At 65.2% G+C, this 13,175-nt stretch carries 13 protein-coding genes; 9 read left to right on the forward strand and 4 right to left on the reverse strand.

All coding sequences use genetic code 11. The annotated features are described in order from the left end of the window. Window positions 1-9 precede the first annotated feature (9 nt). The 6 genes from FJV43_RS04990 (at window position 10) to FJV43_RS05015 (ending at window position 4,501) form a co-directional block, all read left to right on the forward strand. Entirely contained in the window at window positions 10-1,401 is a 1,392-nt protein-coding gene (locus FJV43_RS04990; protein ID WP_239625068.1) for a carotenoid oxygenase family protein, read from the forward strand. Between the two features lie 171 nt (window positions 1,402-1,572). Next, window positions 1,573-1,836: a hypothetical protein gene (locus FJV43_RS04995; RefSeq protein ID WP_239625070.1), complete on the forward strand. Its 264-nt coding sequence runs from the start codon at window positions 1,573-1,575 to the stop codon at window positions 1,834-1,836. A 77-nt stretch (window positions 1,837-1,913) separates the two neighbouring features. Further along, window positions 1,914-2,489, forward strand: coding sequence for a hypothetical protein (locus tag FJV43_RS05000; protein WP_239625071.1), 576 nt, complete (start codon window positions 1,914-1,916; stop codon window positions 2,487-2,489). Window positions 2,490-2,501: 12 nt separating this feature from the next. Further along, window positions 2,502-3,056, forward strand: a complete 555-nt coding sequence (locus FJV43_RS05005; protein ID WP_239625073.1) for a septation protein IspZ — start codon at window positions 2,502-2,504, stop codon at window positions 3,054-3,056. Between the two features lie 207 nt (window positions 3,057-3,263). Continuing rightward, window positions 3,264-3,560 carry a hypothetical protein gene (locus FJV43_RS05010; RefSeq protein ID WP_028181202.1) on the forward strand — a complete coding sequence of 99 codons (297 nt, stop codon included), beginning with the start codon at window positions 3,264-3,266 and terminating at the stop codon, window positions 3,558-3,560. 17 nt (window positions 3,561-3,577) lie between these two features. Next, entirely contained in the window at window positions 3,578-4,501 is a 924-nt protein-coding gene (locus tag FJV43_RS05015) for an SH3 domain-containing protein (protein ID WP_239625075.1), read from the forward strand. Window positions 4,502-4,659: 158 nt separating this feature from the next. Here the strand turns inward: FJV43_RS05015 and FJV43_RS05020 are convergent, their stop codons facing one another. After that, a complete protein-coding gene (locus FJV43_RS05020) occupies window positions 4,660-6,315 on the reverse strand; it encodes a fumarate hydratase (protein WP_239625077.1) in 1,656 nt (551 codons plus the stop codon). A gap of 211 nt (window positions 6,316-6,526) precedes the next feature. On the opposite strand from FJV43_RS05020, the gene FJV43_RS05025 reads away from it, so the two are divergent. The 3 genes from FJV43_RS05025 to FJV43_RS05035 all read left to right on the forward strand — a co-directional run bounded on the left by FJV43_RS05025 (window position 6,527) and on the right by FJV43_RS05035 (window position 8,304). Beyond that, window positions 6,527-7,000: a hypothetical protein gene (locus tag FJV43_RS05025; RefSeq protein WP_239625078.1), complete on the forward strand. Its 474-nt coding sequence runs from the start codon at window positions 6,527-6,529 to the stop codon at window positions 6,998-7,000. Between the two features lie 340 nt (window positions 7,001-7,340). Beyond that, a complete protein-coding gene (locus FJV43_RS05030) occupies window positions 7,341-7,514 on the forward strand; it encodes a hypothetical protein (RefSeq protein ID WP_194393053.1) in 174 nt (57 codons plus the stop codon). Between the two features lie 115 nt (window positions 7,515-7,629). Further along, window positions 7,630-8,304 carry an isoprenylcysteine carboxylmethyltransferase family protein gene (locus FJV43_RS05035; protein WP_239625080.1) on the forward strand — a complete coding sequence of 225 codons (675 nt, stop codon included), beginning with the start codon at window positions 7,630-7,632 and terminating at the stop codon, window positions 8,302-8,304. A gap of 28 nt (window positions 8,305-8,332) precedes the next feature. Here FJV43_RS05035 and FJV43_RS05040 read toward each other — a convergent pair whose 3' ends face one another. The 3 genes from FJV43_RS05040 to FJV43_RS05050 all read right to left on the reverse strand — a co-directional run bounded on the left by FJV43_RS05040 (window position 8,333) and on the right by FJV43_RS05050 (window position 13,162). Beyond that, a complete protein-coding gene (locus FJV43_RS05040) occupies window positions 8,333-9,040 on the reverse strand; it encodes a glutathione S-transferase (protein ID WP_239625082.1) in 708 nt (235 codons plus the stop codon). Between the two features lie 250 nt (window positions 9,041-9,290). Next, a complete protein-coding gene (locus FJV43_RS05045) occupies window positions 9,291-10,298 on the reverse strand; it encodes a Tim44 domain-containing protein (protein ID WP_239625084.1) in 1,008 nt (335 codons plus the stop codon). A gap of 284 nt (window positions 10,299-10,582) precedes the next feature. Beyond that, window positions 10,583-13,162: a PAS domain-containing protein gene (locus FJV43_RS05050; RefSeq protein WP_239625086.1), complete on the reverse strand. Its 2,580-nt coding sequence runs from the start codon at window positions 13,160-13,162 to the stop codon at window positions 10,583-10,585. Window positions 13,163-13,175: the final 13 nt, after the last annotated feature.

Here is a 13,175-nt window from a genome sequence, read left to right on the forward strand (position 1 = left end):
AGCAACGCCGTGCAGCAGGTCGCCGAGCGCCGCAACAATATCGCACCGATCCCGTTCGAGGCCGACGCGCCCTTCCTCAAGATCATCGGCGAATTGCCGCGCGAGCTGAACGGCACGCTCTACCGCAACGGTCCCAATCCGCAGTTCGAATCGCCCGGCGCGCACTGGTTCGTGGGCGACGGCATGCTGCACGCCTTTCATCTCGAAAGCGGCCGCGCAAGCTATCGCAACCGGTGGGTCCGCACGCCGAAATGGCTCGCCGAGCACGATGCCGGCCGGGCCCTGTTCGGCGGCTTCGGCCGCAAGCTGCCGGATGCACCGGCCAACCTCACCGATGGTGGCGTCGCCAACACCAACATCATCTTCCATGCCGGCAAGCTGCTCGCGCTGGAAGAAGCGCACCTGCCCACGGAGATCGAGCCGGGCACGCTGGCGACGCGCGGCTATCACAACTATCAAGGCCACGTCGCCGGCAGTTTTACCGCGCATCCGAAGATCGATCCCGTCACCGGCGAACTGGTGTTCTTCGGCTACAATGCCGCGGGACCGTTGACGCCCGCCCTCTCCTACGGATCGATCGACGCATCCGGCAAGGCGACGCGCTTCGAGCGCTTCGAGGCGCCCTATGCCAGCATGGTGCACGATTTCATCGTCACCGAAAACCATGTGCTGTTTCCGATCCTGCCGATCACGGGCAGCATGGAGCGCGCGATGAGCGGACGGCCGCCCTATGCCTGGGAGCAGGACAAGGGCGCCTATGTCGGCGTGATGAAGCGCAGCGGCACCGCCAAGGACATCGTCTGGTTTCGCAGCGAGGCCTGTTACGTCTTCCACGTCATGAATGCGTGGGAAGACGGTGACCGCATCGTCGCCGACGTCATGCAGTTTGAGGAAGCACCGCTGTTTCCACATCCCGATGGCCGACCCACCGATCCGGAAAAGTCGCGGGCCCGCCACTGCCGCTGGACGTTCGATCTCGCAGGTAATACCGACCGCTTCCAGCAGACCTACCTCGACGATCTCACCGGCGAATTCCCCCGCATCGACGACCGCCGCGCCGGGCTGAAAAACCGACACGGCTGGTACGCCTGCGCCAATCCAAAGCTACCGATGTTCGGCGCGCTGTCGGGCATCGTGCATGTCGACGGCAACGGCCGAAGGCTCGGCCATTACCTGCTGCCGGCCGGCGACACCATCTCCGAACCGGTGTTCGTCGAGCGATCGAAAGATGCGGCCGAGGGCGACGGCTGGCTGCTGGCGGTGATCTGGCGGGCGCGTGACAACCGCAGCGACCTCGCCGTGTTCAATGCCACCGATGTCGAAGCCGGCCCGGTCGCGCTCGTCCAGCTCGCGCACCGTGTGCCCGACGGCTTTCACGGCAATTGGGTGGGCGCGGCATAACCATCATCGTCATTCCGGGGCGCGACGAAGTCGCGAACCATGATGCGCAATTGCGCATCCGAGGATCCATTTCACCGCACATTCTGCCGCCCCACGGATTCTCAGCTGCGCAATTACGCCACCCGGTTCACGCTTGGCGTCGCCCCGGAATGACGGAAAGAGGAGTTCCCCATGCACATGCCCTCGATCACCACGGGCTGCTTCGCCCTCCTCGCCCTCGCCTGCATCACGCTCGCCCTCCGAATGATCCGGCTGCGGCGGAGCAGCCATGCCATTTTCAACGGCGGCATCCTGCTCGCCGCCGGCCTTCTCATCGTCTCTGCGCTGCCGATCCTGCCGCGCCTGCTCTGGGCGGGGCTGGTTGACGAGGTGTCCGACCAACTCGTTGCAGCACTTCATTTTTTGGAGGTCGCCTACGTCATTTTGACACTGTAAAGATTCTGCTTGACCCCGACCTCGCTCTTGAACTACTTATCTTTACACCGTAAAGATCGGTTTGACCGAGGCGGCCAATGGCGATTTTCGTGATCCTTGCGCCCTATGGCGCCTTCACTTTTCTGATGCTGGTGACCTCGGCCACTTCAAGCGTGTTCGCAGCTTCCGCGATCTGCCTCGGCACGGTCGCGATCGATGTCGCGCGCGGCCGCTCCGTGAAGATCCTGGCCGCCGGCTCGGCGGTGTTATTCGCAACGATCGGCCTTTACCTCGCGCTGATCGACCCCGCGCTCGGCACGCTCGGCGTCAAGCTGTCGGTCGATGTCGGCATCTTCGTCATTTCGCTGGGCTCGATGCTGATCCGCCGTCCGTTCACGCTGCAATATGCGCTCGAATCCGTGCCGACCGAGACCGCGGCGATGCCCGGCTTTCTCCGCGCCAATTACATCATCACCGCCGCGTGGACGGCAGCCGCCCTGTTGATGACGGCCGCCAATCTCGTGCTGCTCTACGCCCCCGGCTTGCCGCTCTGGTCGAGCCTTGCGGTTGCCTTTGCCGCCCGGAACAGTGCGATTTACTTCACAAAGTGGTATCCCGAGTATTGCCGGATCAAGTACGGTACGCCTGCCCGCGCATTGCTCAGCGCACGCTGAACAGGATTGACGATGAAGGACGTATTCGCCCGCCTCGCCTCCGACCTCTTCTCCGCCATCGTCTTCCTGGTCGTCTATCTCATCACCGATAACGTCATCCTGGCGACGTCGGTGGCGATCGCCGGCGCGTTCGCACAAGTGATCTACGCCCGCATCAAGGGACAGCAGCTCAACTACATGACATATGCGAGCCTCGCGCTCGTCGTCGGATTGGGCGCCGTCACATTGCTGACCAATGATCCCCGCTTCATGCTGGCGAAGCCCGCGATCGCGCATTTCGCGATCGGCCTCATCATGCTCAAGCGCGGCTGGATGCTGCGCTATATGCCGCCGATCGTCACCGAGACCGTTCCGGAATATGTGACGGCTGCGGGCTATGCCTGGGCCGCGCTGATGTTCGTCATCGGCGCCGGCATGATCGCTGTCGCATCGACCGGCGATTTGAAGCTGTGGGCGTTCTACCTCACGGTGGTCGCAGGCGGCGGCAAGATTCTGGCCTTTGCCCTTCAATATGTCGTTCTGCGCCTCATCGTCACCAGCCGCCGGCGTGCCGCCGCCCGCGCCTAAATGTCCCAAAGGCACGATACGACCAGGATGAATCGTCATCGCGCTTTAGGTCGTTGTTTGAGCATGATCTTTTCGGAAAGCCGCTGCGCACTTTTCCGGATCATGCTTTGGCGCAGGGTTAGGCAGGAGCTGCGAGTTGGGCTATAGCCTCGCTCAGGACGGGCCGCGGATCGTCGCGGACCGCCGAAATCTGTTCGGGAGACGGGAATGGCCGTAGACGGCAACTGGAATCTGACGATGACGACGCCGATGGGCGAGCGCCAGGCGACGCTGACCCTGCTGAGTTCCGGCGGCACGCTGACGGGCACGCAGGGCGCAGAGGGCAACACCGCAGAGATCTTCGACGGCACCATCAGTGGCGACGCCGTCAACTGGAAGGTTTCCATCACCAATCCGATGCCGTTGACACTCGAGTTCATCGGAAAGGTCTCCGGCGACAGCATGAGCGGCGAGATGGGCATCGGCCCGATGGGCAGCTTTCCGTTTACGGGCGTACGGGCGTAACGCCGCGGCTTCGGCACATGCCCAACATCCGCCTCGTCGCGGCGACGTTGCTGTGTGTCGCAGCATCGGTGGCGGCGCACGCGGAAGACACCGAACCGGCGTGGCGCGCAAGCGCGCTCGCCATGGTGCCGCCAGGCTTTGTGGCCGGCACCGCCTATCGGACCGATGGCTCGACCGGTTATCTCGCCGTTGATCCCGCGACATCGAATGATCCGAAGACGCCCGCAAGCGTGTTCGCCGCACGCCAGGCGCTCGTGGTCACGCTGACGGCGGATGCGGCACGCGCAGTCTCGGCGGAGTTGAAGCCGCGCCCCGAGCCCGATTCTGACAATGACCACACCGATTTCGCAAAGCTGCACGCCGATCTCGCGGCCAAGCGCGCCAGCTTGCCTGCAGGCACCGAGCCCTGCGATCTCGGCGCCTGGTCCATCGACAAGGACCCGGGCGGCCTCAACGTGCGCGCCGAGCCGTCGGTAAAGGCGCGTGTGCTCGGCACGTTGCCGCCGCCCTACCGGCTCAGGCTCGGAGGCAGCGAGAACACGCCCGACGGCGGCTGGCTCACCGAATTCCGCATCATCGGCTTCAGGGACGGCTGGTTCCTGATCGAAGGCGCGAAGCCGCCCGGGAAGGACTACGAGGACGAGAAGAGATATCCGCGCAGTGCGCCGAAGCCCTATGGCGGGCGCGGCTGGGTCGCATCCAACAAGGTGGGTGCGGCCTATGCCAATGGCGCCACGCGCATGGGCGGGCTGTTCCAGGCACCCTTCGTCGATGCCAAATGGATGCCGGCGCAGCGCGAGCTCGGCGGAGCGCTCGACACCGACGGCGGCCCGAGGCGCCTCTTGGCCTGCAGCGGCTTGTGGGGTCTCGTCGAGAGCCACGACGGCGTCCGCGGCTGGTGGCGCGCGCTGTGCTCGAACCAGGTCACGAATTGCAGTTAGGGCCGCGGAAGCTTCCGCATCGTCGTGACCGGGTTTGACCTTGGCTTGTCCCGGCCATCCACGCCCTGCTCGCGGCACGAAGAATGTGGATGCCCGGGACAAGCCCGGGCACGACGGTCTCCTGCAACATCACCGCGCGCGTGCGCGGTGATGTAAAGCTAGCCCAGGTTCAATTCCTTGAAGAAGTCGTTGCCCTTGTCGTCGATGATGATGAACGCCGGGAAGTCGACGACCTCGATGCGCCAGATCGCTTCCATGCCGAGCTCGGGATATTCGAGCACCTCGACCTTCTTGATGCAGTGCTCGGCGAGATTCGCGGCGGCGCCACCGATCGAGCCGAGGTAGAAGCCGCCGTACTTCTTGCAGGCCTCGCGCACGGCCGGCGCGCGGTTGCCCTTGGCCACCATCACCATCGAGCCGCCGGCGGCCTGGAACTGGTCGACGAAGGAGTCCATGCGGCCTGCCGTGGTCGGCCCGAACGCGCCGGAGGCGTAGCCTTCGGGCGTCTTGGCGGGGCCGGCATAGTAGACCGGGTGGTTCTTGAAATAGTCCGGCAGCGGCTCGCCCTTCTCCAGCCGCTCGCGCAGCTTGGCATGCGCGCTATCGCGCGCGACGATCATGGTGCCGGTCATCGAGACGCGGGTCTTGATCGGATATTTCGAGAATGTCGCCAGAATGTCCTTCATCGGCTGGTTGAGGTCGATCTTGACGACCTCGCCGCCGAGCGACTGCTCGACCTCAGGCAGGTACTGCGCCGGGTTGTGCTCGAGCTCCTCGAGATAGACGCCGTCCCTGGTGATCTTGCCGAGCACCTGGCGGTCGGCCGAGCAGGACACGCCAAGCCCGATGGGGAGCGATGCGCCGTGGCGCGGCATGCGGATCACGCGCACGTCGTGGCAGAAATATTTCCCGCCGAACTGCGCGCCGACGCCGAGCGATTGCGTCATCTTGTGGATTTCCTTCTCCATCTCGACGTCGCGGAAGGCGTTGCCGTCGGGCGAGCCGTGCGTCGGCAGCGCATCGAGATAGCGCGCCGAGGCGAGCTTCACCGTCTTCATGCACAGCTCGGCCGAGGTGCCGCCGATCACGATGGCGAGGTGATAGGGCGGGCACGCCGCGGTGCCGAGCGTGAGGATCTTCTCCTTGAGGAAAGCGAGCAGCCGGTCCTTGGTCAGCACCGATGGCGTCGCCTGGAACAGAAAGCTCTTGTTGGCGGAGCCGCCGCCCTTCGCCATGAACATGAACTTGTAGGCGTCGTCGCCCTCGGCGTAGATCTCGCACTGCGCCGGCATGTTGTTGGCGGTGTTCTTCTCCTCGTACATCGAGAGCGGCGCGACCTGCGAGTAACGCAGGTTGCGGCGGAGATACGCGTCGCGCGCGCCTTCCGACAGCGCGGCCTCGTCGTCACCGTCGGTGATGACGTTGCAGCCCTTCTTGCCCATGATGATCGCGGTGCCGGTGTCCTGGCACATCGGCAGCACGCCGCCGGCTGCGATGTTGGCGTTCTTCAGGAAGTCGAGCGCCACGAACTTGTCGTTCGGGCTCGCCTCGCCGTCCTCCAGGATCGCGCGGAGCTGCTTCAGATGACCGGGCCGCAGGTAATGGTTGATGTCGCCAAAAGCCGCCTCCGACAGCGCCCGCAACGCCTCGCGCGACACCACCAGCATGTCCTTGCCGAGGACCTTCTCGACCCTGACGCCCTCGGACGAAATCTTCTTGTAGGGCGTCTCGTCCTTGCCCAGCGGGAATAGCGGGGTGTGCTTGTAGGGCGGAACGGGCTTGGACTGATCGGGAAAGGCGGTGGGAGCGTTCATGGGGCGGATCTCGGGGTTTCGGGGCCTCGCGGGCCTCCAGGCATAGAAGGGTTCTAAGCGCATTTTGGCCAGAAAAGAAAGGGAGCGGTGCGCATGGGAGAGGCAGGCCGGGCTCGGGAAAGCATTGGCACACCTCGTGGAAATGCCTCTGCCCGCCCTTGCGCTTCGGGCCCGCCGACGCTTGAATGCGCGCGCTAAGGGGCTTTTCATCATGACATTGAACTTGAACGTCCGCGGCGCGATCCTGGTCGCCGCCGCCATTGCCGGCCTTGTGGCCCTCGTCTCTCCCGCCCGCGCCGACCGCTGCGACGACAGCGCCAAGGAGCTGGCGAACCAGGTCGATCGCCTCAAGGTGAACTTCCGCGCCGCCAATGTCGTCTACATGACGCATCCGGCGGCCAAGGAGCTCTCCGTGAGTTGCCGCGGCGACAAATATTCGATCGAGCTCTATGCCAAAGGCGATCGCAAGCCCAAGCCGGAGTTCTATGCGCTGGTGGGATCGATGGCCGCGATCGTCTTCACCGTGACGAAGGACGACACGACGACAGGCGCGACACGCTGCCTGAAGCGGATGGGCCTGCTCCGCGGCGACAAGGTCAGCATGCGCTATCGCCGGCTCAACATGGAATGCACCCGCACCAAGACAGAGGCGTCGATCGCGATCACGCGCGGCAAGGACGAATAGGGCGGCATACTCCTCGCTCTTGCTGCGGGCGCGGCGCAGCTGGCGCGCAATAGCTGGCCACGTACTCCGTCATTGCGAGCGCAGCGAAGCAATCCAGAAATCTGTCCGCGGAGACAGTCTGGATTGCTTCGTCGCATCAGCGCAAAATTGCTACGCAATTTTGTCGCGAGCTCCTCGCAATGACGGGGAGAGGCCTCGTCGTCTCCTGTTTGCACCGCGCAGATGAGACGTATACACGGCATTCACCGCACCAATTCCCTCGCATTTTAGCGATTGCCTTGAAGGAAATTTCGCTCCTCGCAGGGCAGGCTGAATTGTTTCCATATGTGAGGATTTGTGGATGAAGGTTTCCACCGTGGCGCCCCCGCCGATCGCGATCGTGGTCCCTAACTACGACACGACCAAGCAGCAGGACGACCAGACCAAGGTCAAGGACGAGGATCCGACCTTCAAGCCGCAACCGCCCGCGCCCCTGCCGCCGGGTCAGGGCACGCGGATCGATCAGCTCGCCTGAGCAGACTTGCCACGGCTGAGGCGCCCGATCCGGTCGATCGGGCCTTTCGCGCGTCCGGCCGCATCTTTGCCGGATAGCTGCACCAATATCGTGCGCGCTCACCCGGGACCTGCGCATGATCGCACGCCTGCTGTTGCAGAACACGGTCTTCGTCGTCGCCATGGGCGCGGTGCTGTTCGCATCCGCCGGAACACTACAGTGGCCATCGGCCTGGACGTTCCTCGCCACCTCCGCGTTCCTCGGCCCGCTCTGCGGCTGGTGGCTCTACCGGATCGATCCGGCGCTGCTGGCCGAACGTCTGCGGCCGGTGCTGCAAAAGGATCAGCCCGCCGCCGACAAGATGTTCATGACGGTCTTCGTCTTCGTGATGCTGGCCTGGCTGGCCGTGATGGGGCTTGACCGGCGCTTTCCATCCTCCGACATGCCGACTGCGTTGCAGGCGCTCGGCCTCGTGCTGTTCCTGGCCTCGACACTGTTCACCATGTGGGTCTTCAGCGAGAACTCATTCGCCGCCCCCGTGGTGAAGCTGCAGACCGAGCGTGCGCAGCACGTGATCTCGACCGGTCCCTATGCCCATGTCCGGCATCCCATGTACAGCAGCATGGTGCTGTTCTTCGCCGGCCTGCCGTTGCTGCTGGGGTCGTGGTGGGGACTTGCGATGCTGCCGCTCTTCGTCGCCTTGTTCGCGGTCCGCATCTCCATCGAGGAGCGCACGCTGCGCGAGGGCCTGCCGGGCTATACCGACTATGCGGCGCGGGTGCGCTATCGCCTCATGCCCGGCGTCTGGTGAGGGCTGATCCTTTTCCCGTCCGAACCGGCTAACCGTCCAGCTCGCGGTAGCGGCGGAAGATACCCTGCTCGTTGAAGGGAATGCGGCGCTCGCTTTCGAGATAGGCCTTGATGTTCGGCCGCGCGGCGATGCGGTCGTGCAGACCGACAAGGCCCGGGACATCCGCTTCGAACGCCTTCATGCGCCTGGGGAAGGCATAACGCAGCCCGTCGACGATCTGGAATAGCGAGAGATCGACGTAGGTCAGGCGGCGACCGGTGACATAGGTGCCGCCGCTCCCGTCGAGTAGCCGCTCGAAATAGCCGAGATATTTCGGCACGCGCTCGTCCCAGAAGTCGGCCGTGCGCTTTTTCGCCGGTGCCTTCTGGTCCTCATAATAGAGCGAGGGTCCGAGCGGATGATGGGTGTCGTGGATCTCGACGACGAAGTCCGTGATCGTGAGCTGAAGCTGGTGCACCCAGAGCCTGCCGGCTTCCGTCTTCGGCGCAAGCCCATGGCGGGCGCCGAGATAGAGCAGGATGTTGGCGGTCTGGCCGATGACGAGCTTGCCTGCCTTCAGGAACGGCGGCGCAAAGGGCGGCGTGCCCTCGTGCGCATCCATCATCTTCATCATCGCAGCAGTCCCGCGCGGACCGCGCGCGACATCGACGTAAGCGGCACCCGCCTCCTCCAGCGCCAGCCGCATATATTCGCCGCGGCCCTGGATCTCGGGCCAGTAATAGAGCTCGTATTTCATGGGAGGGATCCGTGCAGGTGGGGCGACGGAACCAATGTATCACTCGCCACAAGGTTCCGTCAGCGCCGGAGCGATGGCTGCCGCTAAACACTCCGTCATTGCGAGCGTAGCGAAGCCATCCGGAGTCGTTCCGCGGAAGGCATTCCGGATTGCTATGCTACGCTCGCAAGCCGCGCGGAGAGAGCGGTGGGCCCAACGAAAAGGGCGCCGTGCCCGAGGCACGACGCCCTTCCTCGCAAATCGCTTGCGATCAGTTGGTCTGCTGGATCGCCGACAATTCCCAGCCGCTGCCCGGCCTGCGGGCGAACGTCCAGATCTCGGTGGCCTCGCCCGGCTGCTCGCTGCCGGCAACCACGGCGCCGGTGTTGCGGTCCACCGTCTTGTCGGTGAGCGCGAAGCGCAGCGCCACCGTGGCGTATTCGGTCTCGCCTTCCCGCCAGGCTTCCGCGAGGTCGCCCTGCAGGAGCTTGACGTCGGTCACCTTGTTGACGACGTTGCGCGCACGGTTCTGGGCAAGGTCCTGCTCGAAATAGGAAACCATTTCCGGCGTCGCGAGCGTGTGCAGCTTGGCCACGTCCTCGTTCGACCAGGCGGTCTGGACTTCGCCGAGCAGGCGCTCGAACGCCTCATAGTCGTCCGGCTTGATCTCGAGCGGCGCGTTGTTGGCACCGAAGCCGAAGCCGCCAAGACCACCGCCAAGACCGCTGCGATGGCTCGTCTGCGGTCCAGGCGCTGCGCCTGCATCAGCATTTGCATTGGCATAAGCCGCCCGCGGGGCGTGACGGCGCTGCCACCACGACATGGCCAGCCGCACCACCAGCACAACGAGCGCGATCTGGATGATCAGGCCGAGGATCGAGGACAGGCCGCCGAGGCCGCCGAACAGGCCGCCGCCGAACAGCATGCCGAGCAGGCCGGCACCGAGGAAGCCGGCCGCGAGGCCGCCCAGGAAACCGCCGCCGCGGCCGAACAGGCCGCCGCGCGCGGGCGCGGACGCAGCCGAATTCATGCCTGCGCCCGGCTGGGTGTAGGTTCGGTTGAACTGCGAGGCCGAGCCCGGCGCTGTCGTGGTCGGGGGCGGCGCCGAATAGGTGCGCGAGCCGCGTGAACCCGACGAGGAGCCGCCGCCGACGCGCGCGTCGGCGGACGAGATCGCCAGTGCAGTCGGCAGCGCAAGCGCCAGCACGACGGCGATCGTCTTGAAGAGATTGCGGGAGCGTAGCGAGAAAGTCATATGCGTTTCCCAAATCCCCGGCATGGGGACGTGCGCTTAAGATGGGCAGACTTCCCGAAAAGTGAAGCCGGTTTCGGAGCTCGTGACTGCGGCCCTCAGTCGCGGGGATGTGGCAAAAGCCCATATTTGGCGCGGGCTTGGCGGGGCGTGGCAGGGAACCGCGGCCGCGGGCTACCGGCGCTCTTTCGAGGAAAATTCCGCTTTGTCCTTGTCATTGCGTGCGCAGCGGACGCAATCCGGAATCTCTCCGAGAGAGCAGCCTGGATCGCCTCGCCGCAACGCCTCCTCGCAGTGACGGCAGAGGCTCCTCACCCCTGCTTGGTCATCGTCTCCTTCACCGCCGCCACGAGCTGGCTGAGCGTGAAGGGCTTCGGCAGGAAGTCGAACTGCTGGCCTTCGGGCAGGCTCTTCTCGAACGCGTCCTCGGCATAGCCGGAGACGAAGATGAACTTGATGTCGGGATTCTTTTCCCGCATCGCCTTCAGCAGCGTCGGGCCATCCATCTCGGGCATGACGACGTCGGAGACGACGAGATCGATCGCGCCGCTCTGCTCCTCCAGCATCTCCATGGCTTCGACGCCGTTCTCGGCCTCTACCACGGTGTAGCCGCGCGAGCGCAGGCCGCGGGCGTTGAGCGCGCGCAGGCCCTCCTCATCCTCGACCAGCAGGATGGTGCCCTGCCCGGTGAGATCGGTGCGCGGCTTGGCCTCGGCGGGCGCGGCTTCCTTCGCGGCGCCGCCGGTCGCGCTGGCCGCGGCAGCGGGCTGCTCAGCCTGCACGTCCTGCTCGGCGTGATGGCGCGGCAGGAAGATATGGAACGAGGTGCCCTGCCCCGGCTCGGAATCGACATAGATGAAGCCGCCGGTCTGCTTGACGATGCCGTAGACGGTGGAGAGCCCGAGGCCGGTGCCCTTGCCCACTTCCTTCGTCGAGAAGAACGGCTCGAAGATCTTGTCGCGGATGTCGGCGGGAATGCCGGTGCCGGTGTCGGCGACCTCAATCCGGACATAGTCCGCAGCCGGCATGCCCTTGTAGGCGAGCTTGCCTGCGTCCTCGGTGGTGATGTTTGCGGTCCGGATGATCAGCTTGCCGCCGTCCGGCATGGCGTCGCGCGCGTTCACCGCCAGGTTGACGATCACCTGCTCGAACTGGGAGACGTCGACCTTCACCGGCCAGAGGTCGCGACCGTGGACGAGGTCGAGCTTGACCTTCTCGCCGATCAGCCGGCGCAGCAGCATCGTGAGATCGGAAAGCGCGTCGCCGAGATCGAGCACCTGCGGCCGCAGCGTCTGGCGGCGCGAGAATGCGAGCAGCTGCCGCACCAGCGTCGCGGCGCGCGTCGCATTCTGCTTGATCTGCATGATGTCCTGGAACGACGGGTCGGTCGGCTTGTGCGCGTTCAGCAGGAAGTCGTTCGCCATCATGATGGCGGACAGCACGTTGTTGAAGTCGTGGGCGATGCCGCCGGCGAGCTGGCCGACAGTCTCCATCTTCTGGGACTGGTTGATCTGGTTCTCCAGCGCGCGCCGCTCGGTGGTCTCGAGCATGTGCACGATGGCGGCTTCCGCGTCATTCTCGGCCGAATCGACCGGCGTGACGAAGAACTGGCCCCAGCGCTCCTTGGCCCCTTCCAGCGCCACCTCGACCGGCGCGATGTCGGCCTTGCCTTCGGCGGCCTGGTTGATGGCAGCGATCAAAAGCTGCCGGTCGCGCGAGCTGACCGCGCGGAAGATCGACTTGCCGGCGCTGTCGAGCCCGAGCGCCTGTCCGAGCTTGGCATAGCGCGCATTGGCCCGCACGACGTTGCCGGCGCGATCGACGGTCGCGATCGCCATCGGCGTGTGGTCGAAGAAGCGCATGAAGCGCACTTCGGCGGCGCGGTCGGGGTCGCTGCGCTCGTCGCGGGCGCGGCTGATCACGAGCGTGCGCGACGGCCCCGGCGCGCCGTCGGCGCCGAAGGCGAGCTTGTGATAGAGCCGCACCGGCATGGTCTTGCCGCTGCGCATGCGCAGGTCGATGTCGAAGACTTCGGTCTTCACCTCGCCCGGCACCGCCACGATGGAGGTGAGCAGCGAGGCGCCGTCGCCGGAGACGATGTCGGTGAGCTTGAGGCCGCCCGAACCGATCTCGGCGAGATCGTAGTCGAGCCAGTTCGCCAGCGTCGCATTGACATAGGCGAGCTCTCCGGCCGGATTGACCGAGAAGAAGCCGCACGGCGCGTGATCGAGATATTCGATCGCGTGCTGGAGCTCCTGGAACACGTCCTCCTGGCGTTCGCGGTCCCGGGTGATGTCGGCGATCGACCACACCGCGTATTTCGCCTCGCGCTTTCCGGTGCCGAGCGGGCGCACCCGCATGCGCAGCCAGCGGCCCTGGCTGCCGTCATGGCCGGAGATGCGCACCTCTTCCTGCTGCCGCTTGCCTTCGCGGGCGGCCTTGAGCAGGCGGAACACCGCTTCGGAGACATCAGGGTTGCCGATGAAGACACGCTCGACGGGACGCACGTCCTGGGGGCCGCTGGCGCCGGTCAGCGTCAGATAGGCGGCATTGGAATAGACCACGTGTCCGCGCGCATCGGTGACTGCGAGCCCGTCGAAGGCGTGATCGGAGATGTGGCCGATGATGGGATCATCGAGATTGCGGTCCGCGAAGCGGATGATGCCGGCGGCGAAGGCGAACAGGTTGAACAGGCCGACCATCGCCAGCACGGCGAGGATGCCCAGGATATAGGGCTGCGCCTGCGCGCGCCCGAGCGTCATCAGACCGACGGCGACCGCGACGAGGCCGGCGGCCACCAGCAGCACCAGCGCAATGCTGCCCGAGCGCGGCGACGGCTCGTGCGCCGCAACGGGCTCGCGTGTGAGGTCGTGGTCGGTCTCAGCAGTCATATCGAGCTGGCGC

The sequence above is a fragment of the Bradyrhizobium sp. I71 genome, assembly GCF_022354745.1.
Taxonomy (GTDB): Bacteria; Pseudomonadota; Alphaproteobacteria; order Rhizobiales; family Xanthobacteraceae; genus Bradyrhizobium; species Bradyrhizobium liaoningense.

Bases quoted from the DNA above. Each gene is read 5' to 3' on its own strand.
- FJV43_RS04995 (WP_239625070.1), top strand. From the start codon at position 1,573: ATGCACATGCCCTCGATCACCACGGGCTGCTTCGCCCTCCTCGCCCTC.
- FJV43_RS05000 (WP_239625071.1), top strand. From the start codon at position 1,914: ATGGCGATTTTCGTGATCCTTGCGCCCTATGGCGCCTTCACTTTTCTG.
- FJV43_RS05005 (WP_239625073.1), top strand. From the start codon at position 2,502: ATGAAGGACGTATTCGCCCGCCTCGCCTCCGACCTCTTCTCCGCCATC.
- FJV43_RS05010 (WP_028181202.1), top strand. From the start codon at position 3,264: ATGGCCGTAGACGGCAACTGGAATCTGACGATGACGACGCCGATGGGC.
- FJV43_RS05015 (WP_239625075.1), top strand. From the start codon at position 3,578: ATGCCCAACATCCGCCTCGTCGCGGCGACGTTGCTGTGTGTCGCAGCA.
- FJV43_RS05020 (WP_239625077.1), bottom strand. From the start codon at position 6,315: ATGAACGCTCCCACCGCCTTTCCCGATCAGTCCAAGCCCGTTCCGCCC.
- FJV43_RS05025 (WP_239625078.1), top strand. From the start codon at position 6,527: ATGACATTGAACTTGAACGTCCGCGGCGCGATCCTGGTCGCCGCCGCC.
- FJV43_RS05030 (WP_194393053.1), top strand. From the start codon at position 7,341: ATGAAGGTTTCCACCGTGGCGCCCCCGCCGATCGCGATCGTGGTCCCT.
- FJV43_RS05035 (WP_239625080.1), top strand. From the start codon at position 7,630: ATGATCGCACGCCTGCTGTTGCAGAACACGGTCTTCGTCGTCGCCATG.
- FJV43_RS05040 (WP_239625082.1), bottom strand. From the start codon at position 9,040: ATGAAATACGAGCTCTATTACTGGCCCGAGATCCAGGGCCGCGGCGAA.
- FJV43_RS05045 (WP_239625084.1), bottom strand. From the start codon at position 10,298: ATGCCGGGGATTTGGGAAACGCATATGACTTTCTCGCTACGCTCCCGC.
- FJV43_RS05050 (WP_239625086.1), bottom strand. From the start codon at position 13,162: ATGACTGCTGAGACCGACCACGACCTCACACGCGAGCCCGTTGCGGCG.